A 24,634-nucleotide genomic window follows, 5' to 3' on the forward strand; every position below is an offset into this window, starting at 1 on the left:
TCGCTCTAGCCTAAGTCTTCGAGGCAATTACGTCCATCCAGCGTCGACAACGGGGCGTACAGTATGTGGTTTTGTAAAGAAAAAGCATCGGCCAAGGATAGGCCAGAAAGGAACTGTGAATGTCTGGTGCGCGAGCCCGGATTCGAACCGGGGACCTACCGCTTAGGAGGCGGTCGCTCTATCCAGCTGAGCTACAAGCGCAATAAGGGAGTTACCTGAGGGAACCATGTGCTAACAGCACAGTCATCAACAGTGCCGGCATATTAACTGAACACGGGTTGCCTTGACCACCCGCAGAAGTCATCGCACCAGATGGCGGCAACGAATGGTTGCAAAATGCCACCTGTCGGAAATACGTCACAAATTAGAGGCATTTTTTTGTCATCTACTGACATTACTGCATGAAAACAGGTATAAAGACCGGAATTGGACCTTTATCTTGCAGTCAGCAGTACGGGTGAGCAAATTGTGAACTTGTGGCTAAACTGACTGAAAAAGGCGACTGGCGAATTCCAATTGGCCAGTATCGATTTTATTCTCTTAAGCGATTAATGTTGCCCATATGAAAACTGCTACCCAACATTACACAAGCCGTACTGCTGACAAATTTGTCGTTCGCCTGCCTGAGGGTATGCGCGAACATATTGCTGAAGTTGCCAGGCAGCATCACCGCAGCATGAATTCAGAGATCATCGCCAGGCTGGAGCATAGCTTGCTGGATCTCCCGACGCTGCCCGAACAACCGTCTCGTCAGCTATTGAATGACAAACAGCTCGATGAGCTCAGCCATCCCGAACGCGATCTATTGCTGCGCTTTCGCGAGATGAGCCGTCGCCAGCAGAATGCACTGCTTGCCTTGTTACCCGGTGAAGAACAGCAGCAAGCCTGAATCCGCCGCCAAATAATCATCGCATCAAGGAACACAAAAAAAACCGCTCATTGAGCGGTTTTTTGCTTTCTACCAGCAGACTATCAGCCGACAAAGGCCAGCAATATACCAGCCGCTACAGCAGAGCCGATCACACCCGCGACGTTCGGCCCCATCGCATGCATCAACAGGAAGTTCTGCGGATTCGCCTCCAGACCTACCTTATTTGAGACCCTTGCTGCCATTGGCACGGCCGACACGCCAGCAGAACCAATCAGCGGATTGATTGGCTGCTTGCTGACGATGTTCATCAACTTGGCCATCAACACACCTGAGGCAGTGCCTACGCAAAACGCCACCATACCCAGCACCAGGATGCCCAGCGTAGTCAATTGCAAAAAGGACTCCGCAGACAGTTTCGATCCCACCGCCAAACCCAGGCCAAGAGTTACGATATTGATCAACGCATTCCGCGAGGTCTCAGCCAAGCGTTCAACCACGCCACATTCGCGCATCAGGTTACCAAAGCACAACATGCCCACAAGCGGTGCGGCTGAAGGTAGCAGTACCGCAACCAGCAACAGCAGAACAAGCGGGAAGATAATCTTCTCGGTCTTGCTGACAACCCGCAGCTGAGTCATGGTGATTGCACGTTCTTTTTCGGTGGTCAGGGCACGCATGATCGGTGGCTGAATCATCGGCACCAATGCCATGTAGGCATAGGCTGCAACAGCAATCGGACCCAGGAGGTGCGGTGCTAGCTGTGAGGTAACGAAAATCGAAGTTGGTCCATCCGCCCCACCAATAATGGCGATTGACGCAGCCTCTTTCAGCGTAAACTCAAAACCTGGGATACCCCAGGCAGTCAGTGCCAGAGCGCCCATTAAGGTTCCAAAAATGCCAAATTGAGCGGCTGCACCCAGCAACAGGGTTCTGGGATTGGCCAGCATGGGACCAAAATCGGTCATGGCCCCGACACCCATAAAGATCAGCAGTGGAAACAACGTAGTCGGTAGACCGGCCTGATAGATCAAATAAAGCAGACCACCCGGATCCGCCATCCCCGCCACGGGCAGATTAGCGAGAATACCGCCAAACCCGATTGGAATAAGCAGTAACGGCTCAAAGCCCTTGCGAATAGCCAGAAAAATCATGCCCAAGCAGACCAAGATCATGATGACCTGGCCCAGTTCCACCTGATAAAGCCCAGTGGACTGCCATAACTGAAGAATATTATCCATCCAGATTCATCCTCAACCTATGGTCAGCAAGGTGTCGCCAACGCTAACCGCGTCGCCCACTTTGATATCGACAGAACCTACGGTACCAGCCTTGAAGGCCTGAACCTCGGTTTCCATTTTCATCGCCTCTAGGATGATTACCACATCGCCCTCTTCCACCACATCACCGGGAGACACCAGCACCTTGAAGATATTACCGGCCAAGGGCGCCTTCTGAGGCTCGCCGTCACCGGCCGCTCCAGAGGCAACAGCTGGCGCGGTTGGTGCCGCAGCACCCTCGCCCAGCGGCTTGATACCGGTGATATCGCCACCGTCAGCCACCTGAACCACAAACTCCTTGCCATTGACGGTCACCGTGTAGACATCGGGCTCGCCAGACTTGGCAGCAGCAGCCACTTCGTTGCCGGTCGGCACTGGCTCGAAGGCATCAGGATTGCCGCGATTTTCAAGAAACTTGAGACCAATCTGCGGGAACAATGCGTAAGTCAGCACATCGTCGATCTCATCCGCAGCTAGCTTGATGCCTTTTTCCTTGGCCAAGCCCTGGAGTTCAGCCGTCAGCTTGTCCATTTCCGGCTCAAGCAGATCGGCCGGACGGCAGGTGATCGCTTGGGCACCAGCAAGAACCCGCTCCTGCAGCTCCTTGTTAAAGGGAGCCGGCGCTGAGCCATATTCGCCCTTAAGGATGCCAGCGGTTTCTTTGGTAATGGACTTGTAACGCTCGCCGGTCAGTACGTTGATGACTGCCTGAGTACCGACGATCTGCGACGTCGGCGTCACCAGCGGAATAAAGCCGAGGTCTTCACGGACGCGGGGTATCTCTGCCAATACTTCGTCGAATTTGTCGCCAGCACCCTGCTCTTTCAACTGCCCTTCCATATTGGTCAGCATGCCACCAGGTACTTGGGCGACCAGAATACGCGAATCAACACCCTTGAGATTGCCTTCAAACTTGGCGTATTTCTTCCGTACTTCACGGAAGTAAGCTGCCACTTCTTCCAGCAGCAACAAATCCAGACCGGTATCCCGCGGAGTGTTCTGGAATATCGCCACTACCGATTCAGTTGGCGAATGGCCGTAGGTCATGGATAGCGAAGAAATCGCGGTATCGACATTATCGATGCCTGCCTCGGCCGCCTTGAGAATAGCAGCGGTAGAAAGACCGGCAGTAGCATGGCACTGCATGTGCACAGGAATGTTCAGGGTTTTCTTCAACCGCGAAACCAGATCGAAAGCTATATAGGGGTTGAGAATACCGGCCATATCCTTGATCGCGATAGAGTCGGCACCCATATCCTCGATCTGCTTGGCCAGATCGACCCACATCTCGATAGTATGCACCGGGCTGGTAGTATAGGAAATGGTGCCCTGCGCGTGCTTACCCTGGGCCCTGACGGCCTTGAGTGCGGTTTGCAGGTTGCGCGGGTCGTTCATGGCATCGAAAACACGAAAAACGTCAACGCCGTTCACTGCAGCCCGTTCAACGAATTTTTCCACAACATCGTCAGCATAATGACGATAACCGAGCAGATTTTGCCCGCGCAGCAGCATCTGCTGGCGCGTGTTCGGCATGGCCTTTTTCAGTTCGCGGATACGCTCCCAGGGATCCTCACCGAGATAGCGAATACAAGAATCAAAAGTGGCTCCGCCCCAGGACTCCACTGACCAGAAACCCACCTGATCAAGTTTGCCGGCGATCGGCAGCATGTCATCAAGACGCATGCGGGTCGCCAGAATGGATTGGTGAGCGTCGCGCAGAATGACATCGGTAATGCCCAAGGGCTGCTGCTTGGTATCGGTCATTGTTATGGCCTTTCTAGTTTTAAGATAAAAATGCGCAAATGGGTGTCAGGAGCGGCTGCGATGCTGCTTGATAGCCGCACCTATAACCGCGATCAATTCTGGGTCGATGCCTGCAGACGATGCCTTGGGGCGCTTCGCGGGTGCCCTGGGCACCGGAATGGCCTCCGGGAAGAAGCGCGTCAGCACCCGGGACATGACAGTGGTCACAACGACCAGAAGAATGAGGAATACAAACACTGAGCCCATGCCCAGCAGCATCAGTTCCGCACCTTCCATGATCAACTCGGACGAATTCATTGTCTCTCCAGCAATGATACAGCGCATCAATTGACGCGCCTTGGCAGAATCAACGGGACTTATTCTCCGGAGACATAGATCAGGTGATCGCCATTCTCCACAAAACCCATCCCGAAGGGTCGCAAAACCGGGCTAATGTATCCTGATGTGACATTTTTGGCAAACCAGGCGACATTCTTTTATAGCAGAAACAAGGTCGCCAACCCGAGAAAAATAAAGAACCCACCGCTATCGGTGATCGCCGTGATCAATACACTCGAACCCAGCGCAGGGTCGCGCCCTAGACGCATTCGCGCCAGGGGAATGACCACCCCCATCAATGCCGCAAGCAACATATTCAGCACCATCGCAGCCATCAGTACGATGGATAACGGAACATTGCCATAAAGCAGATAGGCGGTCCCTGCCAACACTACCCCCCAAAACCCACCATTGATAAGCGCTACGCTGGCTTCTTTGCGAATCAGCCTGCGCGCATGGGCTACCTGCACCTGACCCGTGGCAACGCCACGCACGATCATGGTAATGGTCTGGTTACCCGAGTTACCGCCAATACCTGCGACGATAGGCATCAGTGCAGCAAGGGCGACCAGTTGCTCTATCGAGTTTTCAAACAGACCAATCACCCTTGAGGCCAGCAGCGCCGTGCACAAGTTGATCGCCAGCCAGGCCCAGCGGTTACGCACCGACTTCCAAACCGAGGCGAAAATGTCCTCCTCTTCGCGTAGACCTGCGGCGCTAAGCACTTCTGCCTCATTTTCCTCACGGATATAGTCCAGCATTTCATCGATGGTTAAACGCCCCTTCAATTGGCCACGCTTATCCACTACCGGCGCTGATACCAAGTCATAGCGCTCAAAGGCCTGCACGGCATCCTGCGCGTCATCCTCGGGCGCAAATATTACCGGCGCTGTCGACATCACATCCGCCACAAGTTCGTCAGGCGAACTGACCAATAGCTTCTTGACCGGCAGCACGCCTTTCAAAAGACCGTCATAGTCCACAACGAAAAGCTTGTCAGTGTGATCCGGCAACATTTCAAAGCGACGCAGGTAACGGCTTACGACTTCTAAGGTGACATCATCGCGGATGGTCACCATATCGAAATCCATCAACGCGCCTACCTGATCTTCATCGTAGGACAAGGCTGACTTTAGGCGCTCGCGCTGCTGCGCATCGAGCGTATCCATTAACTCACGGACCACGTCACGCGGCAGATCTGGCGCCAGGTCAGCCAGCTCATCGGCATCCAGACTGGTGGCCGCAGCCATAATCTCCTGATTATTCATATCCGCGATCAAGGTTTCGCGGACCGCATCGGAAACTTCCAGCAGGATGTCGCCATCTTGCTCGGCCCGGATCAGTTGCCAGACCGCCAGCCGCTCCTCCAACGGCAATGATTCGAGAATGAAGGCAACGTCGGCGGGATGCAGCTCCTCCAGCTTGCGCTGCAGCTCAAGCAGACTCTGCTTAACGGCTAGCCCTTCAACAGACTCACGCGCGCCGCTACCCGCCGGAACCAGCACCTCGACAAGAGGATGCTGGTGTAGCAAAGACAGCACTTGATCCAGGCGATCCTGGAGGCTTTCGGGGGATTTTCTGTTGGGTAGTGGCATGACTGACGGTCCATGAAAAAGCCTGTAGCGGAGCCGAACTGACGTTCAGCCTGGACAAAACGGCCGAATATCGACGCATGAGGACGTTGCGCTTTCAATTCAGCCTAGCAGCTTGGTCTTCCAGCAGCACCGGCGCAACTGGAATTGCGCGCAAAAAAAAACCCACTGAATAATCAATGGGTTTCTTAAGTGGTGCACTCGGGAGGATTCGAACCTCCGACCGCTCGGTTCGTAGCCGAGTACTCTATCCAGCTGAGCTACGAGTGCATCGTGGGGCGTATTATAGGGATTGAAACTTAGCTGTCAAACGCTTTTTTCCTTTTGATTCAGAAACTAACGCTTAACCAAACCTCCCACAAACCCTATAACACAAAAATGGCGGAGAGGGCGGGATTCGAACCCGCGATACCCTTTTGAGATATACTCCCTTAGCAGGGGAGCGCCTTCAGCCACTCGGCCACCTCTCCGTAACACGCGCAAAATAGTACCTGCGCGCATTGCTTAATGCAATGAAAAACTTAACAAAATTAACTATTTGGTTCTTCATCCTTTTCCTTCTGGATGCGCTGGTAAATTTCTTCACGGTGAACAGCCACTTCTTTGGGGGCATTAACCCCAATTCGTACCTGATTACCTTTCACGCCTAGTACGGTTACGGTGACTTCGTCACCCACCATCAGGGTCTCACCAACCCGTCGAGTCAAAATAAGCATTCCATTTCTCCTTGCTCATGATCAGGACACAGCAGTCTGCAAAAAAGCCGGCTTGTTGTCTGTCAGCACCTCGCTGCGCTTACACATTGACAACAGGAACGAACAACTCGTTCGCTGAAAACCTGTTGCACGCTGTATCAAACACATCGCAGAGCGCTGCACAGAAGGGCACGACAGCCAGAAACCGTGCCCAAAAGCTGCGCTAACAATCCACCCAGCCCATAACCCTTACAAGTGATCTTCGGTAGCGGAGTCACCGTCCAACCCAAAAGCGGTGTGCAACCCACGAACGGCCAACTCAAGATATTTTTCATCAATCACCACGGAAATCTTTATTTCGGACGTGGAAATCATCTGGATATTGATGCCGTCGTCAGAAAGCGCCTCGAACATCTTACTCGCCACGCCTGCATGCGAACGCATGCCCACGCCAACAATCGAGACCTTGGCGATCTTGCTGTCACCAGCGACTTCGCGTGCGCCAATATTCTCCGCCACCTGGCGCAAAATATCTTCGGCCTTGCGAAAGTCATTGCGATGCACGGTAAAAGTGAAGTCCGTGGTGTTATCGCGAGACACGTTCTGCACGATCATGTCCACTTCGATATTACCCGCGCTGATCGGGCCAAGTATTTTGAAAGCCACGCCGGGGGTGTCCGGAACACCACGGATAGTCAGTTTGGCTTCATCACGGTTGAAGGCAATGCCGGAAATAACGGGTTGTTCCATTGAAGCACCTTCCTCGAGGGTAATCAGGGTCCCGGGACCTTCCTTGAAACTGTGCAGAACCCGCAACGGCACGTTATATTTGCCAGCGAATTCAACTGCTCGTATCTGCAACACCTTGCTGCCCAGGCTGGCCATTTCGAGCATTTCCTCGAAAGTGATCTTGTCCAGCCGCCGCGCGCTCTCAACCACCCGCGGGTCGGTGGTATAGACGCCATCCACATCCGTATAAATCTGGCACTCATCAGCCTTCAGCGCCGCAGCCAGAGCGACACCAGTGGTGTCGGAGCCACCACGCCCCAGGGTAGTGATATTGCCCTGCTCATCCACCCCCTGAAAGCCAGCCACGATAACCACCTTGCCGGCCGTTAGTTCGGCGCGAATGTTAGCATCATCGATATGCTGGATACGCGCCTTGTTATGTGCGCTGTCGGTGACAATCCGAACCTGCGAGCCGGTATAGGACACCGCTGGCACGTCGATGGCCTTGAGCGCCATCGCCAACAGGCCAATGGTCACCTGCTCGCCGGTAGACAGAATCACGTCCATTTCACGTGCATCCGGCTCGCCCTGCACCTGCTTGGCCAGCTCGATCAGGCGATTGGTCTCGCCGCTCATCGCCGAGACCACCACGACCAGGTCAGTACCACACGCTCGGAAGCCCTTGATCTTTTCCGCGACCTGGCAGATGCGTTCCACACTGCCGACCGAGGTACCACCAAACTTCTGGACAATAAGTGCCATCTTGTTGCACTAACCCCCGTTGAGAAATCGGTTTAACCGACTGTTCCTTCAGTCATCCTTAGGGATGCCTGCCTGTGTTACTGCTGTTGCAACCAACTCAGCGCATCCGCCAGCGCGACATCCAAAGCCGCCGGATCGGTGCCGCCGCCTTGTGCCATATCGGGTCTACCACCGCCTTTTCCACCTACGGCCGCTGCCGTATTGCGAATCAGGTCGCCGGCCTTCACGCGGCTGGTCAGGTCTTTGGTCACTCCGGCGACCAGCACGACCTTGCCATCCAGCTCCCCACCCAACAGCACCACTGCCGAACCCAGTTTATTTTTTAACTGATCCATCAGCGCCAGCAGCGATTTTCCGTCCTGGCCATCCAGACGTTTAATCAGCACCGGCAAATCGCCTGCCTGCTGAACTTCAGAGGCCAGGTCGGAGCCAGCGGCGCTGGCTGCCTTGGCCTTGGCCTGCTCCAGATCCTTTTCCAACTGGCGATTGCGCTCCAGTATTGCCGTCAGCTTGTCAAGCAAGGTTTCGCGGCTACCCTTGACCAGCTGAGCTGCCTGGCGCAACTGATCCTCCGCGGCCAACATGTACTCGATAGCACCCTGCCCGGTTACCGCCTCAATACGACGCACGCCGGAGGCAATGCCACCCTCGCTAGTGATCTTGAAAAGACCAATATCACCCGTGCGGGAGACGTGGGTGCCGCCGCACAGTTCCACCGAGAAGCCATCACCCATGGTCAATACGCGAACTTCATCGCCGTATTTTTCACCAAAGAGCGCCATGGCGCCCTTACGCTTGGCGGTCTCGATATCAGTCACTTCTATAGCCACTGGCGTGTTGAGGCGAACCTGCTCATTCACCAGCTCTTCCAGTTGACGCAATTGCTCGGGCTTGATCGCTTCAAAATGGCTGAAATCAAAGCGCAAACGCTGGCTGTCCACCAGCGAACCTTTCTGGCTGACATGCTCACCGAGCACTTGGCGCAGCGCCGCATGTAGCAGGTGCGTCGCGGAATGATTGAGTTTGGTGGCCTGACGCACAACGGCATCGACCACCGCCTTGATACTGGCGCCTTTACTCAGACTACCCCGCACTACTACACCCTGATGCAAATGCGCCCCACCGGCCTTGGTGGTATCGCGTACATCAAAGCGCACACCGGCACTTTCCAGATAGCCGTTATCGCCAACCTGCCCACCCGACTCGGCATAGAACGGCGTCTGATCCAACACCACCACGCCAGTCTCACCATCGTTGAGCTTGTCCACCTCTTGGCCATCGCGCAGCAGCGCGACAATCGTGCCCGAGCCGGATGTGCCTTCATAGCCCTGAAAACGGGTCTGCACATCGATTTTCAATAGGCCGTTATAGTCGATCCCGAATTGGCTGGCGGACCGGGCGCGCTCACGCTGAGCATCCATCGCCCGCTCAAAACCGCCTTCATCGATACTCAACTCGCGCTCGCGGGCGATGTCTGCGGTCAGGTCCATCGGGAAGCCATAAGTGTCGTACAGCTTGAACACCACTTCTCCGGGTATCTCCGTACCTTTCAGGCCCGCCAGATCCTGCTCCAGAATCTTCAGACCCTGCTCCAGGGTCTTGGCAAATTGTTCTTCTTCACCCTTGAGCACACGCTCGATATGCGCCTGCTGGGTTTTCAGCTCAGGGAAGGCTTCGCCCATCTCGGCGACCAGTGCGGCAACGATCTTGTAGAAGAACACCCCCTGGGCACCCAGCTTGTTGCCGTGACGGCAAGCGCGGCGGATGATCCGGCGCAGCACATAGCCACGCCCCTCGTTAGACGGCAGCACACCATCAGCAATCAAAAAGCTGCAGGAGCGGATATGGTCAGCCACCACCTTTAGCGAGGCGGCGGCGTCCTGCTCGCAGCCAATGGCTTTGGCAGAAGCGGCCAGCAGGCTCTGAAACAGGTCAATTTCGTAGTTGGCATGCACATGCTGCATGACTGCGCTGATGCGTTCCAGACCCATGCCGGTATCCACGCTGGGCGCGGGCAGCGGATGCATAACCCCGTCGGCGGTGCGGTTGAACTGCATGAACACGTTATTCCAGATCTCAATATAACGGTCACCGTCTTCCTCCGGACTGCCCGGCGGGCCACCCCAGATATCGGCGCCGTGATCATAGAAGATTTCGGTGCAAGGCCCGCAAGGCCCAGTGTCACCCATCGCCCAGAAATTGTCCGAGGCATAGGGCGCGCCTTTATTGTCACCAATACGCACCATATGCGCTTCAGGCACACCGACTTCCTGGGTCCAGATGTCGTAGGCTTCATCGTCAGAAGCGTAGACGGTGACCCAGAGCTTGTCCTTGGGCAGGTTTAACCACTGTTCTGAGGTCAGGAACTCCCAGGCATACAGGATCGCATCACGCTTGAAATAATCGCCGAAGCTGAAATTGCCCAGCATTTCGAAGAAGGTATGGTGACGCGCGGTGTAACCAACGTTTTCCAGGTCATTGTGCTTGCCGCCGGCGCGCACGCATTTTTGGCTGCTGGTGGCGCGGGTATAGGTGCGCTTTTCCAGGCCCAGAAAGCAGTCCTTGAACTGGTTCATACCTGCATTAGTAAACAGCAGGGTCGGGTCGTTCTCCGGAATCAACGAACTGGAGGCGACACGGGTGTGCCCTTTCTGCTCGAAAAAGTGGAGGAAGGCTTCACGGATCTCTGCGCTTTTCATAGGTCCCTTACCAGAATCGGGTGTGCTTGCGCTAGATGGCGCAGGCGGAATCAGGGACGCATTATATAGGCATCAGCGCCGCACATGCATCATGCGCACGGCTTAATCTCTCTATTGCCGCCATAGTCAGAGCGCCAACTCAGACGCCGTAAGGGTCGGGCAGATGAGCTGACTCACGCCCGACCAGCGATACCGCACGTACCAGGGTGCCGGCACGGAGTCGCAAACGCTCTGCCGCCTCTGGTGCAACGACCAGGGTGCCGGCAGCGACCCGTGCCGGGGTACTGATGATCCGGCAGTCAGGGCGGCTACGATTGTGCACCAAGTAAGATGTCGCCTCATCGCCCGGGGTACCAATCGACAGCAATAGCAACTGACTGTCGCGCACCGCGCGAATCTGTGCCAAGGGTGCCTCCAGAGTAGCGCCGCCGTCGAAGATATCGATATAACCTTGATAGGTCATACCCTCTTCTTTAAGCATGGCCAGACCCGGCTCGGAGTCTGGATGCACTTTACCAATCGCATCGCGCGCGGCCTGACTGAGAAAACAGGCGTACAGCGGAAAGCGCGGCATCATCTCGGCAATAAACGCCTTGTTGCCGATACCGGTCAGATAGTCTGCCTGGGCGAAATCCATTTTAAAGAAATGCTGACCCAGGCTGTCCCAGAAAGCCGACCGGCCCACTGCATCCGACAAGCCGCGCATTTCAACGATCACCTGTTCAGAAAAATGCGCTGCATACTCGGCCATAAACAGAAAGCGCGCCTTGGAAATAAGCCTGCCTTTTTCGCTCTGCCGATGTTCGGCCGGCAGATACAGCGAGCATAATGCGGTGGCCGCAGTCAGGTCATTGACCAGAAAGAGCGTTGGATGCTGCTGATAAACACCCAATTCGCGACTGGCCGTCACCGTCAGGCCCATGCGATAGCTGTACCAGGGTTCGCGCATGCCCGCCGCTGCCAGCATGCCGCTGGTGCCTATTATCTGGCCGCCCTGATCCTCGAGTACAAACAGATAATCCGCATCGGCTTGTTCGACCTGACCGAGAAAGCTGCGCTCCACTGTCTGTAGACGTCTGGCCAAACGCTCTTCACTGGCTGGAAGGGTCGTCAGGCCAGAGCCGGCATTGGCGGCCATCTGCATGAGCACCTGAAGGTCTGTCTGTCGCGCGCTGCGCACTAGCATGCTAAGCCCCCCTTACCAGGCGCAGACGATCGCCATTGCCGACCTGCAGCAAATCAGCATCGTGTTGAGACAACACCAGCGTCTCATTCTGCCTCCAGGCCAGATCCAGGCAGGCGGCACGGAAGCCACCGATGCGTTGATTTGCCACCAGCCAACTGCCCGTCGCTGCACCGGGAGAACCTATTTCGACCTCAACCAACTGGCTATCGCGGGCGCTGTGCAGCTCTCCAGTACGGGCATGGACTACAGGCCCCCCGTCAAATATATCCACATAGTTATCGGTCTCGAAGCCTTCGCGCATCAGCACATCAAAAATAGCCTGGGCGGACGGATGCACCTGGCCGATCACTTCCTGCGCGGCATCGGAAAGCATTGGCACATAAATCGGGTAGCCTGGCATCAACTCGGCAAGAAAGCTGCGTCCACGGCTGCTGCCGATCTGTTCCGCCTCACTGTAACTGACCGCGAAGAAATGCCGACCCAGCGCATCCCAGAAAGGCGCATTACCCTCCTCATCGCTGACGCCGACTATTTCTACCGAAGTGGATTCGGCGAAGCGCTGCGGGTGATTGGCCATAAACAAAAGCCGACCCCGCGCATTGAGCTCAATCCAGGCCGCTTGCTGGAAGGCAGGCTCCATATAGAAGCCGGCCAGCAAGCTGTGCCCGGTGAGGTCGTGGCAAAGTGAAAGTACGTGAATACGGTTGTGCAGGCCCAGCTCTCGCGAGGCATGTACAAACATTTCATTGCGAAAGGCATAGAAGGGCTCGGTAAAGCCTGCAGAGGCGATGATACTACTGCAACCTGCCAATTGGCCGGTCTGAGTATCTTCCATGACGAAAAAATAGCGTTCTTCGCCGCTGAAGCTGACGTCTTCGGCCATGGACGCTTCCGACACTTCGATGATATTAGCTAACCGCGCCGTATCAGCTGGCAACGCCGTCACGCCGACCGGGCTGGCGGCAGCCAGGCGTTCGATTTCAGGCAGATCAGTCATTCTGCTCAGGCGTTGAACCAGCATCTAGGTGTTCTCCGACAATCTAACCAACCAACCTGGCCAGGGCTTTGCTCAGGCGTCCAAGAGCGTCCTGAATATCTTCCTCAGGAATAATCAGACTGGGCGCCAGCCGGACCACATCAGGCCCAGCCTGCAATACCAGCAAGCCTTCCTGCTGAGCGGCTTCCTGAATCTGTCGCGCCTGACCCTTCCAGGCTTCGGAGAGCACCGCGCCGAGCAACAGCCCACTGCCGCGCACGCGGGAAAACACCGGATAGACCTCGGCAATGGCCAGCAGGCCATCGACCAATAACTGGTGGCGGCGTTCCACTCCCTCGAGCACTTCGGGCGTATTGACGATATCCAGCACTCGTTCGGCCACCGCACAACCCAGCGGGTTGCCCCCGTAAGTGCTGCCATGGGTGCCCACGCCGAAGTGACTGGCCACCTTATTAGTGGTCAACATGGCAGCAATCGGAAAGCCGCCGCCCAGACTCTTGGCGCTGGTCAGAATGTCCGGCTGCACGCCGCTATGCATATAGGCATAAAGCTTGCCGGTACGACCCATCCCGCTCTGCACCTCATCGAAAATCAGCAGTGCATCGTATTTATCACACAGCTCACGGACCGCTTGCAGGTAACCCATGGCGGCGGGAATAACGCCCCCTTCGCCCTGAATCGGCTCGACTACCACCGCACAGGTGCGCGCTGACATCTGCGCCTCAAGCGCTGCCAGATCGTTGTATGGCACATGACTGATACCTTCCAGCGCCGGGCCGAAGCCCTGGGAATATTTGGGCTGACCACCCACACTGACGGTAAACAGCGTACGCCCATGAAAACTGTTGGTGCAGGCAATGATTTCGTTCTTATCCGGCCCGGCTACCTCATGGGCCCAGCGCCGCGCCAGCTTGAAAGCGGCTTCGTTGGCCTCTGCACCTGAGTTGGCGAAAAACACCTTGTTGGCGAAAGTCGCGTCAATCAGTTTGCTGGCCAGGCGCAGCGCCGGCTCATTGGTCATTATATTGGACACGTGCCACAGCTTGCCCGCCTGCTCGGTCAAGGCAGCAATCAAACCCGGATGGGCATGGCCCAGCGCGTTGACGGCAATACCGCCAGCCAGATCAATATACTCACGGCCCTGCTGATCCCACAGGCGGGAACCCAGACCGCGTACCGGGATCATGTCCACGGGAGCATAATTGGGCACCATGACCCGGTCGAAATCCGCCCGGCCTACCTGCATTGACTCTGACATTACCTGCTCTCCTGTCGCGGCCCTTTGAAGCAGCCTGTATTACTTACTGTATTAGTGCCTGTATCAATAGTACTCAGGTCTTTTAACTTTCCACTTTCGCACCGGTATCCACCGCCTGCTGCGCGCGGCGCTGATTGCGGTCTTCCCTGGGCGTGATACCGAAACAGTTTCGATAGGCACTGGAAAAGTGCGGCCCCGAGGAAAACCCGCAAGACAAACCGATTTGGATAATCGACTTGCTGGTCTGTAGCAACATCTGTCGCGCGCGATTCAGCCGCAACTCCAGATAGTACTGTGACGGTACGCTATTGAGATATTGCTTGAAAATACGCTCCAACTGGCGCCGAGAAACGCAAACATGCCGGGCGATCTCGTCCGTAGTCAGCGGCTCCTCAATATTCGACTCCATCAATATCACCGCCTGAGTCAACTTGGGATGCGTACTGCCCAGACGATTGCGCAGAGGTACGCGCTGTTTCTCGCTGCCATCGCGCAGCCGCTCGACAATCAGATCCTCGGCGACCAGCGCCGCCAGATCTTGATCCTGCTCCTCGGCCAGTATGCTGAGAAACAGGTCCAGCGTGGCCTGACCACCACTACTGGTCAGTTTGCCTCGATCACTCTCAAATAACTCATTGCCGGCAATAACGCTGGGGAAGCGTTCGCGAAATTCATCAATCAGCCGCCAATGCACCGCGCAGCGGTGCTCATCTAACAATCCGGTCATGGCTAACGGAAAAATGCCACCTTCCAGCCCCCCCAACACCACGCCTTCACGCGCCAGGGTCCGACATTGGTGGGTAAGTCCGGTGCTGAGGATGTCCGGCAGGTTCGCAGGATCGGCCACCAGCCACAAACGCGCGTAACCGCGCAGCTGTTGTGGGAGCAGCCTGGCCGGCAATTGCCAACCCTCCGGACTGCTCAGCGGTTGCTCGTTCAAGGTGAAGCAGTCAGCCTGATATAGCTCGGTTTCCGCCATCCTGTTGGCGGAGCGCAAGACAGACAGCGCTGGCATGACGGCACCCGGATGAGTACCCGGCCACAGCAGAAAGGCCACTCGCCGCAGCTCACCCGCCATGCACTGACCCGCAATCGCCATGCCAACCAAACATGATCCGCTTCAGTCCCGATTTTGCAAAAATGCATTGTGCCACAAGCGATGAGGACTGGCATCGGTGTCTACTACAAAAGCATTAAACCAAGCGCTAACGATCTACCGGCCAAAAAAAACGCACTGCCTTAGCAATGCGTTTTTTCATCAGTACTACTACATCAGCATTAAAGGATGCTTAACGGTAGGCTTCAAACAGCCCAGTTGCACCCATACCACCACCCACGCACATGGTCACGATGCCGTAACGCAGATTGCGGCGCTGCAGTTCGCGTACCAGATGACCGACCTGGCGCGAGCCGGTCATGCCAAATGGATGACCAATGGAGATCGAACCTCCATTGACGTTGTACTTGTCGTTGTCGATACCCAGATAATCGCGAGCGTACAGGCACTGGGAAGCAAAGGCTTCATTCAGCTCCCACAAGTCGATATCCGCCACAGTTAAACCGCGTGCTGCGAGCAGCTTGGGTACGGAGTACACCGGCCCTATGCCCATCTCGTCGGGCTGGCAGCCGGCGACGGTAAAGCCGCGGAAATAAGCCTTGGGCTTTAGACCCAACTCCAGCGCTTTTTCCAGACTCATGACCAAGGTCATGGAAGCACCATCGGACAGCTGCGACGCATTACCTGCAGTCACCGAACCGTCATCGGCAAATACCGGCTTGAGGCTGGAAAGGGCTTCCAGGGTGGTGTCAGGACGGTTGCACTCGTCCACATCCACTACGCCGTCGACGATGCTGATTTCACCGGTTTGCTTGTCCTGGACCTGGTACTTCACCGTCATCGGCACAATCTCGTCACTGAACAGGCCTTCTGCCTGAGCGCGCGCGGTGCGCTGCTGACTCTGCAGCGAATAAGCGTCCTGCATTTCACGGGTGACGTTGTAACGGCGAGCCACTACCTCGGCAGTCTGTCCCATGGGGTAATAGATGCCGGGCAGCTGTTCCTGCAGAATCGGGTTGTAAAGGTTGTCGGTATTTCTGCTCTTGGCGGTCATGGTGATCGACTCGACGCCACCGGCGACAATCGCCTCCGAGCAACCGGACGCGATCTGGTTAGCTGCGATGGCAATCGACTGCAGGCCGGAGGAACAAAAACGATTCAGTGTCATCCCCGCAGCGTGAATGCCCAGACCGGACAGCACTGCGACATTACGACCGATATTGTAGCCTTGGGCACCTTCATTCGAGCCTGCACCGACGATGCAGTCATCCACCAACATCGGATCGATACCGGTACGTGCAAGCAAGGCATTAACGCAATGCGCAGCCATATCATCGGGACGGGTGATATTGAATTTGCCGCGGAAAGACTTGGCCAGACCCGTACGGACGCTGTCTACAATAACTACTTCGCGCATCGTGATACCTCGGTGTTGGGTTAAGTTGGCGGCCCGCTGAGTTAGCGAGCCGTGCAAAGACCGCAAAGCTTAAGACCCACGCGCTGTGCGGTTAAGCATTATTGCTCTGAATGATAATGGTCCATACTAGCGCAAGCCCTCATATTTTGGCTTGCTCGATCCGTTTAGCAGCCAGCCGCGTCATCTCATCATAGATGACTTGCGGATCAGCTTGCTTGGCCGCCCAGGCCAGCCGGCCACTTTCATGTGGCAGGATCATGAACCGATCAGCGGCGCTTTCTTGATAAATAATGCCCGCAACGTCAGCAGCGCTAATGGGCGAGCTTTCCAGCAATTTGGCCACCTGTTGCTTGGCTGCCTGATCTGGCCCACGGAAGGAGTCCAATAAATTGGTCTGGAAAAAAGACGGGCATACCACATTCACTTTTATACCCAATGGTTGCAACTCCGCCAGCAAGCTTTCAGAAAGGGCTACTACCCCGGCCTTGGCCACATTGTAGTTACTCATGCCGGGGGACTGCATCAACGCCGCCATTGAGGCGATATTGATGATCCTGCCGCTGCGCTGACGCATAAGGATCGGCATAAAAGCCTTGCAACCCTTAACCACGCCCATCAGATTAACGCTGATCTGCCATTCCCAGTCCTCCAGCGACAGATCCCAAAAAAACCCGCCCGAAGAAACCCCTGCGTTATTGATCAGCACATCAATCCCGTCCATGCGCTCTTCGCATGTCTGCGCCAATGCTGCCAACTGACTAAAATCACGCACGTCACAACGCTGGCAGAAGCCATTGCCGCCCTCCTGCTCTGCCAACTCCAGGGTTTCTTTCAAGCCATCGGTCTGAAGGTCGGCAAGTGCCAGCCGCGCGCCATTGCGCGCATAGCACAGGGCCAACTCCCTGCCCAGCCCGCTGCCAGCGCCGGTAATGACGACACGCTGCCCACCAGAATGCATATTTGCCTGCATGATCACGTCCTCTGCGGATCGCAGGGCGCTACCTGCGATGCATTTATTATTTTTGTCTCAGAATTACTGACAGAGTCAGTCTAACCATTCGGCAGCGCCGGGATGGGAGAAAATGACCATAATAAATCCGGCGAATAGGCTGGCGGTCTTCCCGCTTTGTTATGTCGGCTTCTGAGCAACGCGCTGGTAATTAGCCTGATAACGCGCTTGACCCATGGCTTGAATCTGCCCATCGATCAACGCCTCAAAAGGCTTCAGCAATGGGGAAAAATCGGTTGCCGGCTCAATACGCTGCAACGCCTCGACGCCGGCCTCCAGCGTGGAGAGCGCGCCAGGCTGGGGCGCCTTGCGCAGGCGATAGCGGCTCTGTAAACCTTCCGGCAACGCGACCTTCGGCAGCCGCTGTAATAACGGATTCAGATGCAGGAGTTTGCGCGCCTTGCGCCAGGTTCCGTCAAGCAATACCAAGCGCCTTGGTCGCGCTAGTTCGACGGCGGCCCCCACCACCGGGACGCCTGTACCCGGAAACAGAATCTCGGTTTGCCAGCCTGGGTCCGCCAGCAAGTTATACCAGGGAGAGCCCTCAGCAAGAGTTTCAGTTATCAGCAAATGCGCTCCAGCCACTCCCGCTACCAGCAAGCGCGCAGTGTTCAAGGCATGGCGATGCTCACTGGGGTGCTGTATTACCAACAACTGGATGCGCGTTGAGATATGCGGTACTAACGCACAAAGGCAATACCTGGCAGGACGCAAGCAACATTCGCAACGAGAGGGGGCGTTGGGATTCACGGGGACGCTTCACAGTGCGAGTTAGCAAGATGGGAAGGTCGATGGTAACGGCAAGCGGTTAAAGACACAAAAAAAAAGCGGACAGCATGCACATGCTGTCCGCAAAAGGCCTTGCGAGCCATGCACTGCATCACACTCTGTGGCGGAAAATCACCACAGAGTAGAAATCAATCAGGCGGATTACTGTTTTTGCGCTTTTTATGACTGTCGCGCCAGATGAACCAGACTACGCCACCCAGAAACGCGACCATCATAGCCACTGTCACTACACCGGCAACCACCACTTCATCGATAAACATGTCTTTTGCTCCTCAGCCATCCATGACCAAAGAATATCCCCACATTTACTGCGGCTTATTGATAAGGATCAAATCTGTGGTGCATTTATCGAATTGCGAGCGATTAAATCAAGACTTGCGGGGATTTTTCTTTTTCTTCTTCTTCGCAGGCTTGCCGTCTCTAGCTAGCGGCTTGCCGGGAATCGGAAACGCTTTCTCGAACGCCGAGCGCACTTCTTCCAGACGTGCGTCGTGCACCAGGTGCAGCCGCTCACGACGACGTTGCTGAAAATCGATAATGGGGGTATCGGTATCGTCTGCCAAAAAGCTATCCGCCACAGCCACGTTTGAGAAATGCCAGCTTAGCACCGCCTCAGACTTGAATGTCAACCAGCAAGCCCTTACTGGGCAGATCTTCCAGGTCCTGCCGGCCACTCATTGCGGACGCAGGCTGTCGCCTGGCTCGATTACGCCTGCGCTCGGGGTAACGCCCTGCATCACGCTGGCGCCGCTCACCCACTTCTGCCAGCGCCTCATGCACCGGTTCGGTCGCCACAGTCGGCTGAACCGTCCGTTTCGGCTTTATAACATCCTGTTGTGCTCCCACTACGGGAAGCCCGGGAATAAGCATGAATGCCTCGCTTGGCCTGACTCCTGTAGCAGACCATGATGTGAGTGACGCTATATACAACTAAAGCGCACACGTCTAAATGACCCTCCATGGATCACCTTCCTCTATATCGACCACGATTGTTCATTCTTTATCCAGCTAAATGTGAAGCAAGTCATATTATTTTCACAAAATCCGTCCCCGACAGAAAAATACGGGTTGTTCGCGGCGGTTTCTGCGCAGGAGTGGATCGGTTAATATAACCGCCTTTTTCGAATCGGCAGGAGAGTGACATGACGGTTTATACCCCCGGGCAACGCTGGGTCAGTGACAGCGAATCGGAACTCGGACTCGGTACACTGCTGTCACAGGATGACCGTTTGCTGGTCATCCTGTTCCCTGCTAGTGGTGAAACCCGTCATTACGCACTGCGTAATGCCCCTTTAACCCGCGTACGTTTTAGCCCGGGCGACAGCATCAGCCACCATGAGGGCTGGTTGCTGACCGTGTCGGATGTACGCGAAGAGGATGGTCTGCTGGTCTACAGCGGCCTGCGCGACGATGGCAGCGCTGCGGAATTCCAGGAAACCATGCTGGACAACTTTATTCAGTTCCGCCTGGCCAGCGACCGCCTGTTCGCCAGCCAGATTGACCCCCTGCCTTGGTTCAGCCTGCGCTACGAAAGCCTCAGGCACTATTGCCGCATTCAGCAGTCGCCGCTGCTCGGCCTCGCCGGGGTGCGCACCCAGCCCATCGAGCATCAACTGCATATCGCCAAAGACGTGGCCGATCGCATCGCGCCGCGGGTGCTGCTGGCCGATGAGGTTGGCCTCGGCAAAACCATCGAAGCGGGGCTGATCATTCATCGTCAAGTTCAACTGGGCCGGGTACGCCGCGTACTGATCGTGGTGCCGGAAAATCTCCAGCATCAGTGGCTGGTAGAAATGCGCCGGCGCTTCAATCTACGCTTCGCCTTGTTCAATCTTGACCGTTGCCAGGGCGCCGAAGACAACCCCTTCGAAGAAGAACAGCTGGCGTTGGTGGCGTTGGAATTTCTACTCGACAACCCCTTCGCGCGCCAGTGCCTGGAGGCCAGCGAATGGGACATGCTGGTAGTGGACGAAGCTCATCACCTGGTCTGGCACGACGACAGCCCCAGTGCCGAGTACACTTTGATTGAGGAACTGGCGCAACGGATCCCCAGTGTTCTGCTGCTGACCGCCACCCCCGAACAGCTCGGCCAGGCCAGTCACTTCGCACGCCTACGCCTGCTCGACCCGGATCGCTTTCACGACCTGCAGGCTTTCCGTGACGAAACAGCCAGCTACCGACCAGTCGCTGAAGCCGTGCAGTCACTACTGGAGGATGCCCCGCTCGATGCCAGTGAGCGCCAGACCATAAGCCAATGGCTAGGCGGCAGCGCCGATCACCTGCTGGATCAGCTTGAACAACCTGGCGATGACGCTACCGAAGCGCGTGACAGCCTGGTGCGCCAGTTGTTGGACCGGCATGGTACCGGTCGCGTGCTGTATCGCAATACCCGCGCGGCGATTGCCGGCTTTCCTGAACGTGAACTGCATCCACACCCGTTACCCTGCCCCGACATCTATCAGGATCTTGAGGGGCGTAGCGCGCTGTACCCCGAGGTGGCCTTTCAGGACCAACTGGAAAGTGCAGAGTCGCCCTGGTGGCTGGAAGATCCACGCGTTGACTGGCTAATCGACACGCTAAAGATGCTCAAACGCAGCAAGGTGCTGGTGATCTGCGCCCATGCCGAGACAGCGATGGATCTGGAAGGCGCCTTGCGTGTTCTTAGTGGTATCCCGGCCACAGTCTTTCATCAGGGCATGAGCATTATCGAGCGGGATCGCGCCGCGGCATTCTTTGCCGAGGAGGAGTTCGGCGCCCAGGTGATGATCTGCTCTGAGATCGGCAGTGAGGGCCGGAATTTCCAGTTCGCTCACCATCTGATCATGTTCGATCTACCGACCCACCCGGATCTGCTGGAGCAACGCATCGGCCGTCTGGACCGGATCGGTCAACAGCAACGGATCCAAATCCATGTGCCTTACATCGAAGACACCGCGCAGCAGTACCTGTTCAACTGGTATCAGCAGGCACTGAATGCCTTCGAGGCTACCTGCCCTACTGGCAACGCGATACAACACCAGTACGGCACCGAACTGCTGCAGCAATTGGATCATCCGCAGAATAATGAATGGCAGCAGTTGCTTGAAAATGCCCGCGCCAGCCGGCTGGCGCTGGAGCAGGAAATGCACAACGGACGTGATCGCCTGCTCGAGATCCATTCCCGTGGTCACGGCGATGCCCAGCAGATGATGGCCCGGATCGAGCGCCAGGACAACGACCCGCAACTGGCTATTTATATGGAGCGGCTGTTCGACGTGTTCGGTGTCGATAGCGAAGACCACTCCGACAATGCTCTGGTGCTGCGCCCCGGCGAACGCATGTTGGACGCCGGCTTCCCTCTTGGCGATGATGAAGGCGTGACTATCACCTATGACCGCGAGACCGCCCTGTCGCGCGAAGATATGCAGTTTATTACCTGGGAACACCCAATGCTGCAGGGTGGGATGGATCTGGTGTTGTCCGGCAGCATGGGCAATAGCGCGGTGGCGGTACTCAAGAACAAGGGCTTGAAACCCGGCACCCTGCTGCTCGAATGCCTGTTCGTCAGCGAAGCTATCGCGCCACGGGCATTGCAGCTGCAACGCTATCTACCGCCAACCCCAGTCCGCTGCCTGTTGGATATCAGCGGCAATGATCTGGCAGCCAAGGTCAGCTTCGAGACGCTGGATGGCCAGCTAGACAGCGTGCCTAAGCACCTGGCCAGCAAAATCGCCAAAAGTCAGCGCGACCTGGTTCAGGGCATGCTCAATCAAGCTGAAGTGATTGCCGAAGCACAGCATCGCCTATTGATGGAACAAGCCAGTCGACGCTTTGCAACGGATCTGGACGAGGAGATTGAGCGACTCAACGCACTGCGTGCGGTCAATCCACTGGTACGGAGCGAAGAAATCGATACGCTAGAGCGCCACAAGACTGAGGGTCTGGCTCACATCGGGCACGCCAAGGTCCGCCTGGATGCCATCCGCATGCTGGTAGTGGGTTAATCAAAGCGGGCAGAGCAGCCCCAGAAAAACCTGCAATTGTTCGCGCTTGGCCATCGCATCGCGGTGGCCAAGCGCGATCAGCTCCTGGCAGTACTCCGCCTCGAACAGCAAATAACTGACGACGCTTCCGCCAGACGCGCGGGTCGCCCCGCTGCCACGCAGGAATGCGCGCAATGGTGCAGGCAGGGAGCGCCGGTGGCGGGCAGCGATAAGATCCAACGGCTCGCTCGGCGATATAATCAGCACCTCCACCTGTTGCACGCCGTTGCCATGCTCCTGCGCACCACGCGGCAGCAAGCCGGCCAGAAGGTTCATCCGCTCAAGCAACTCCAGGTCCGTCTCCAAATTATCAACGAAGGTACTATTGAGCAGGTGACCGCCAATCTGCGCCAGCGTCGGCGGCAAAGCACTGCGAATGCGCGGCCCGCGCCTTCCGCCAGCCGGCTCATTGGCGAGGTTGTCGGACACGCCTACCACCAGTACTCGATCTGCACCCAAGTGCAGTGCCGGACTGATCGGCGCGCGCTGGCGCACGGCACCATCACCAAACCACTCACGGTTGAGCTGCACCGGCGCAAACAAAAGCGGGATGGCGGCCGATGCCATCAGATGATCAAGTCGCAAAGGGGTTTGCACGCCAACGCGGCGATGCCGGTTCCACGGCGTAATGCGCTCATGACCCTGGTAGAAACAGACTGATTCTGCTGATTGATAACCAAATGCGCTGACCGATACCGCGCGCAGGTGGCCGCTGAGCAGAGATTCTTCAATCTGGCCAAAACGCAGACTCTTATCCAGCAAATGCCGAAGCGGCCGGTTATCCAATAGGGCGCTGGGATGCTTGCGCCCTATCCCCATCAGATTTGCCCCGGTCCAACGCAGCGCCTGCGCCAGCACTCCGGGCCAGTCGGCACGGTAGACTTGATGGCAGCGGAAATTCGACCACACCTCATGCATACGTTGCACAGCGTGACTAAAATCGGTCGCGTTGGTCGCCAGCGCCAACGCATTGATAGCGCCGGCCGATGTGCCACAAATCACCGGAAAGGGATTAACCTTCTGGTCAGGCAGCAGTTCGTTAATGGCTTGCAGCACGCCTACTTGGTAGGCGGCCCGAGCCCCACCACCAGACAACACCAGGCCGGTAGTGCCCGGCTTACATACCTGGCGAACCTGCGGCTCCGTCATCTGCGTACCTGACGACGCTTGCTCTTTTTCGCATAGGGCCGGCTTTCACCCTCTGGCCGTGTTTTAAAGCGTCGATGCACCCACATATATTGCTCGGGCTGAGCCAGAATTGCCTGCTCCACCCACTGATTGATACGTAACGCGTCCGCGATCTCGTCCTGGCTGGGGAAGTTCTCCAGCGGCGGATGCACTACTAGTTTGTACCCCCGCCCGCCGGCCAAGCGAGTCTGGGTAAAGGGAATCACCTGCGCCTTGCCCAGCCGAGCAAAGGTGCTGGTCGCGGTCACAGTGGCCGCCGATACACCGAACAGCGGTACGAAGACGCTGGCCTTGCGCCCGTAATCCTGATCCGGCGCATACCAGATCGCTCTGCCGGCGCGCAGGGACTTGAACATCGCCCGCACGTCTTCGCGCTCGATGGCAACGGCATCGGCGTTATGTCTTTCCCGGCCGTGGCGCTGTACATAATCAAAAGCCGGATTGCGATGCTCGCGATACATTCCATCGATAGTCGCTTTCTGGCCAAGCAGGGCCGCACCCAGCTCCAGAGTAGTAAAATGCAGCGACATCAGCACAACCCCCTGCCCCGCTGCCCGCGCTTGCTCAAGATGTTCTAGCCCCTCGATCTGCGCCAACCTGGCCAGGCGATCTTTAGGCCACCACCAGGCCATGGCCATTTCAAACAACGCTATCCCATTGGAGGCGAAATTGGCCCTGAGCAGTTCGGCGCGGCGCGCCTCGCTCCAGTGCGGAAAGCACAATGCCAAATTCACCTGGGCAATGCGCCTGCGCTCAGGCATGCCCCAGTACATAGCCCAGCCGAGCAGGCGCCCAAGCCCGAGCAGTACCCGGTAGGGCAAGCGCACCACTAACCATAAAAAGCCCAGCCCCAACCATAGCAACCAGTACCGAGGCTGCAGCAGGCTACGACTGAAAACCGCACTACTCATAACGAACTGCCCATAAGAGAACCGTCATCGATGAAAAGGGCATTCTACCCAAGCCGCGCACTGCTTGCGATCAGCGCGGGCAATCTATATAAG

General features: G+C 56.5%; 21 protein-coding genes and 3 tRNA genes. 2 read left to right on the top strand and 22 right to left on the bottom strand.

Going from position 1 to position 24,634, the window contains the following annotated elements:
• Window positions 1-124: 124 nt before the first annotated feature.
• A tRNA-Arg gene (locus K787_RS0113120) sits at window positions 125-201 on the bottom strand.
• A 361-nt stretch (window positions 202-562) separates the two neighbouring features.
• Here K787_RS0113120 and K787_RS0113125 point away from each other — a divergent pair.
• Window positions 563-889: an Arc family DNA-binding protein gene (locus tag K787_RS0113125; RefSeq protein ID WP_022963262.1), complete on the top strand. Its 327-nt coding sequence runs from the start codon at window positions 563-565 to the stop codon at window positions 887-889.
• Between the two features lie 83 nt (window positions 890-972).
• Here K787_RS0113125 and K787_RS0113130 read toward each other — a convergent pair whose 3' ends face one another.
• The 19 genes from K787_RS0113130 to K787_RS0113220 form a co-directional block, all read right to left on the bottom strand.
• Window positions 973-2,109, bottom strand: coding sequence for a sodium ion-translocating decarboxylase subunit beta (locus tag K787_RS0113130; RefSeq protein WP_022963263.1), 1,137 nt, complete (start codon window positions 2,107-2,109; stop codon window positions 973-975).
• A 12-nt stretch (window positions 2,110-2,121) separates the two neighbouring features.
• Window positions 2,122-3,912 (bottom strand): sodium-extruding oxaloacetate decarboxylase subunit alpha, encoded by a 1,791-nt coding sequence (oadA, locus tag K787_RS0113135; RefSeq protein WP_022963264.1) that lies wholly within the window; start codon window positions 3,910-3,912, stop codon window positions 2,122-2,124.
• A gap of 45 nt (window positions 3,913-3,957) precedes the next feature.
• The gene (locus tag K787_RS0113140; RefSeq protein WP_022963265.1) at window positions 3,958-4,209 is read right to left on the bottom strand and encodes an OadG family protein; all 252 of its coding nucleotides are present in this window, start codon (window positions 4,207-4,209) and stop codon (window positions 3,958-3,960) included.
• Between the two features lie 179 nt (window positions 4,210-4,388).
• Window positions 4,389-5,825, bottom strand: a complete 1,437-nt coding sequence (mgtE, locus tag K787_RS0113145) for a magnesium transporter (protein ID WP_022963266.1) — start codon at window positions 5,823-5,825, stop codon at window positions 4,389-4,391.
• Window positions 5,826-6,015: 190 nt separating this feature from the next.
• Window positions 6,016-6,092 (bottom strand) — tRNA-Arg (locus tag K787_RS0113150).
• A gap of 109 nt (window positions 6,093-6,201) precedes the next feature.
• Window positions 6,202-6,292, bottom strand: a tRNA-Ser gene (locus K787_RS0113155).
• Between the two features lie 60 nt (window positions 6,293-6,352).
• Window positions 6,353-6,538: a carbon storage regulator CsrA gene (gene csrA / locus K787_RS0113160; protein ID WP_022963267.1), complete on the bottom strand. Its 186-nt coding sequence runs from the start codon at window positions 6,536-6,538 to the stop codon at window positions 6,353-6,355.
• A 228-nt stretch (window positions 6,539-6,766) separates the two neighbouring features.
• A complete protein-coding gene (locus tag K787_RS0113165) occupies window positions 6,767-8,008 on the bottom strand; it encodes an aspartate kinase (RefSeq protein WP_022963268.1) in 1,242 nt (413 codons plus the stop codon).
• 77 nt (window positions 8,009-8,085) lie between these two features.
• The gene (alaS, locus tag K787_RS0113170) at window positions 8,086-10,707 is read right to left on the bottom strand and encodes an alanine--tRNA ligase (protein ID WP_022963269.1); all 2,622 of its coding nucleotides are present in this window, start codon (window positions 10,705-10,707) and stop codon (window positions 8,086-8,088) included.
• Window positions 10,708-10,846: 139 nt separating this feature from the next.
• Window positions 10,847-11,893: an arginine N-succinyltransferase gene (gene astA, locus K787_RS0113175; RefSeq protein WP_022963270.1), complete on the bottom strand. Its 1,047-nt coding sequence runs from the start codon at window positions 11,891-11,893 to the stop codon at window positions 10,847-10,849.
• Between the two features lies 1 nt (window position 11,894).
• Window positions 11,895-12,914 (bottom strand): arginine N-succinyltransferase, encoded by a 1,020-nt coding sequence (locus tag K787_RS0113180; RefSeq protein WP_022963271.1) that lies wholly within the window; start codon window positions 12,912-12,914, stop codon window positions 11,895-11,897.
• Between the two features lie 19 nt (window positions 12,915-12,933).
• A complete protein-coding gene (locus K787_RS0113185; RefSeq protein ID WP_022963272.1) occupies window positions 12,934-14,148 on the bottom strand; it encodes an aspartate aminotransferase family protein in 1,215 nt (404 codons plus the stop codon).
• A gap of 82 nt (window positions 14,149-14,230) precedes the next feature.
• A complete protein-coding gene (locus K787_RS0113190) occupies window positions 14,231-15,226 on the bottom strand; it encodes a GlxA family transcriptional regulator (RefSeq protein WP_028614914.1) in 996 nt (331 codons plus the stop codon).
• A 211-nt stretch (window positions 15,227-15,437) separates the two neighbouring features.
• Window positions 15,438-16,622, bottom strand: coding sequence for a thiolase family protein (locus tag K787_RS0113195; RefSeq protein WP_022963274.1), 1,185 nt, complete (start codon window positions 16,620-16,622; stop codon window positions 15,438-15,440).
• A 139-nt stretch (window positions 16,623-16,761) separates the two neighbouring features.
• Window positions 16,762-17,592, bottom strand: a complete 831-nt coding sequence (locus tag K787_RS0113200) for an SDR family oxidoreductase (protein ID WP_022963275.1) — start codon at window positions 17,590-17,592, stop codon at window positions 16,762-16,764.
• A 159-nt stretch (window positions 17,593-17,751) separates the two neighbouring features.
• Window positions 17,752-18,345 (bottom strand): tRNA-uridine aminocarboxypropyltransferase, encoded by a 594-nt coding sequence (locus tag K787_RS0113205; RefSeq protein ID WP_028614916.1) that lies wholly within the window; start codon window positions 18,343-18,345, stop codon window positions 17,752-17,754.
• A 203-nt stretch (window positions 18,346-18,548) separates the two neighbouring features.
• The gene (gene ccoM / locus K787_RS25715; protein WP_022963277.1) at window positions 18,549-18,680 is read right to left on the bottom strand and encodes a cytochrome c oxidase subunit CcoM; all 132 of its coding nucleotides are present in this window, start codon (window positions 18,678-18,680) and stop codon (window positions 18,549-18,551) included.
• 108 nt (window positions 18,681-18,788) lie between these two features.
• On the bottom strand, window positions 18,789-19,049 hold the full coding sequence (locus K787_RS0113215; RefSeq protein ID WP_370736738.1) for a hypothetical protein: 261 nt from the start codon (window positions 19,047-19,049) through the stop codon (window positions 18,789-18,791).
• Entirely contained in the window at window positions 19,033-19,215 is a 183-nt protein-coding gene (locus K787_RS0113220; RefSeq protein ID WP_022963279.1) for a hypothetical protein, read from the bottom strand. The genes K787_RS0113215 and K787_RS0113220 overlap by 17 nt, the downstream gene beginning before the upstream one ends.
• A 347-nt stretch (window positions 19,216-19,562) precedes the next feature.
• On the opposite strand from K787_RS0113220, the gene rapA reads away from it, so the two are divergent.
• Window positions 19,563-22,403, top strand: a complete 2,841-nt coding sequence (gene rapA, locus K787_RS0113225) for an RNA polymerase-associated protein RapA (RefSeq protein ID WP_022963280.1) — start codon at window positions 19,563-19,565, stop codon at window positions 22,401-22,403.
• Here rapA and K787_RS0113230 read toward each other — a convergent pair whose 3' ends face one another.
• Complete coding sequence (locus K787_RS0113230; protein WP_022963281.1) at window positions 22,404-23,591, bottom strand: patatin-like phospholipase family protein; 1,188 nt, start codon at window positions 23,589-23,591, stop codon at window positions 22,404-22,406. It lies immediately after the preceding gene.
• Window positions 23,588-24,541: a lipid A biosynthesis lauroyl acyltransferase gene (locus K787_RS0113235; protein WP_022963282.1), complete on the bottom strand. Its 954-nt coding sequence runs from the start codon at window positions 24,539-24,541 to the stop codon at window positions 23,588-23,590. Before K787_RS0113235 ends, K787_RS0113230 begins: the two co-directional genes overlap by 4 nt.
• Window positions 24,542-24,634 lie beyond the last annotated feature (93 nt).

Source organism: Halopseudomonas pelagia CL-AP6, assembly GCF_000410875.1.
GTDB classification, from domain to species: domain Bacteria; phylum Pseudomonadota; class Gammaproteobacteria; order Pseudomonadales; family Pseudomonadaceae; genus Halopseudomonas; species Halopseudomonas pelagia.

What these genes read in the sequence shown, in the direction of transcription:
- K787_RS0113180 (WP_022963271.1), bottom strand. Translation starts at nt 12,914, where the DNA reads ATGCTGGTTCAACGCCTGAGCAGAATGACTGATCTGCCTGAAATCGAA.
- rapA (WP_022963280.1), top strand. Translation starts at nt 19,563, where the DNA reads ATGACGGTTTATACCCCCGGGCAACGCTGGGTCAGTGACAGCGAATCG.
- K787_RS0113185 (WP_022963272.1), bottom strand. Translation starts at nt 14,148, where the DNA reads ATGTCAGAGTCAATGCAGGTAGGCCGGGCGGATTTCGACCGGGTCATG.
- K787_RS0113190 (WP_028614914.1), bottom strand. Translation starts at nt 15,226, where the DNA reads ATGGCGGGTGAGCTGCGGCGAGTGGCCTTTCTGCTGTGGCCGGGTACT.
- K787_RS0113235 (WP_022963282.1), bottom strand. Translation starts at nt 24,541, where the DNA reads ATGAGTAGTGCGGTTTTCAGTCGTAGCCTGCTGCAGCCTCGGTACTGG.
- alaS (WP_022963269.1), bottom strand. Translation starts at nt 10,707, where the DNA reads ATGAAAAGCGCAGAGATCCGTGAAGCCTTCCTCCACTTTTTCGAGCAG.
- csrA (WP_022963267.1), bottom strand. Translation starts at nt 6,538, where the DNA reads ATGCTTATTTTGACTCGACGGGTTGGTGAGACCCTGATGGTGGGTGAC.
- K787_RS0113165 (WP_022963268.1), bottom strand. Translation starts at nt 8,008, where the DNA reads ATGGCACTTATTGTCCAGAAGTTTGGTGGTACCTCGGTCGGCAGTGTG.
- K787_RS0113195 (WP_022963274.1), bottom strand. Translation starts at nt 16,622, where the DNA reads ATGCGCGAAGTAGTTATTGTAGACAGCGTCCGTACGGGTCTGGCCAAG.
- K787_RS0113140 (WP_022963265.1), bottom strand. Translation starts at nt 4,209, where the DNA reads ATGAATTCGTCCGAGTTGATCATGGAAGGTGCGGAACTGATGCTGCTG.
- astA (WP_022963270.1), bottom strand. Translation starts at nt 11,893, where the DNA reads ATGCTAGTGCGCAGCGCGCGACAGACAGACCTTCAGGTGCTCATGCAG.
- oadA (WP_022963264.1), bottom strand. Translation starts at nt 3,912, where the DNA reads ATGACCGATACCAAGCAGCAGCCCTTGGGCATTACCGATGTCATTCTG.
- ccoM (WP_022963277.1), bottom strand. Translation starts at nt 18,680, where the DNA reads ATGTTTATCGATGAAGTGGTGGTTGCCGGTGTAGTGACAGTGGCTATG.
- K787_RS0113200 (WP_022963275.1), bottom strand. Translation starts at nt 17,592, where the DNA reads ATGCAGGCAAATATGCATTCTGGTGGGCAGCGTGTCGTCATTACCGGC.
- K787_RS0113125 (WP_022963262.1), top strand. Translation starts at nt 563, where the DNA reads ATGAAAACTGCTACCCAACATTACACAAGCCGTACTGCTGACAAATTT.
- K787_RS0113230 (WP_022963281.1), bottom strand. Translation starts at nt 23,591, where the DNA reads ATGACGGAGCCGCAGGTTCGCCAGGTATGTAAGCCGGGCACTACCGGC.
- K787_RS0113130 (WP_022963263.1), bottom strand. Translation starts at nt 2,109, where the DNA reads ATGGATAATATTCTTCAGTTATGGCAGTCCACTGGGCTTTATCAGGTG.
- mgtE (WP_022963266.1), bottom strand. Translation starts at nt 5,825, where the DNA reads ATGCCACTACCCAACAGAAAATCCCCCGAAAGCCTCCAGGATCGCCTG.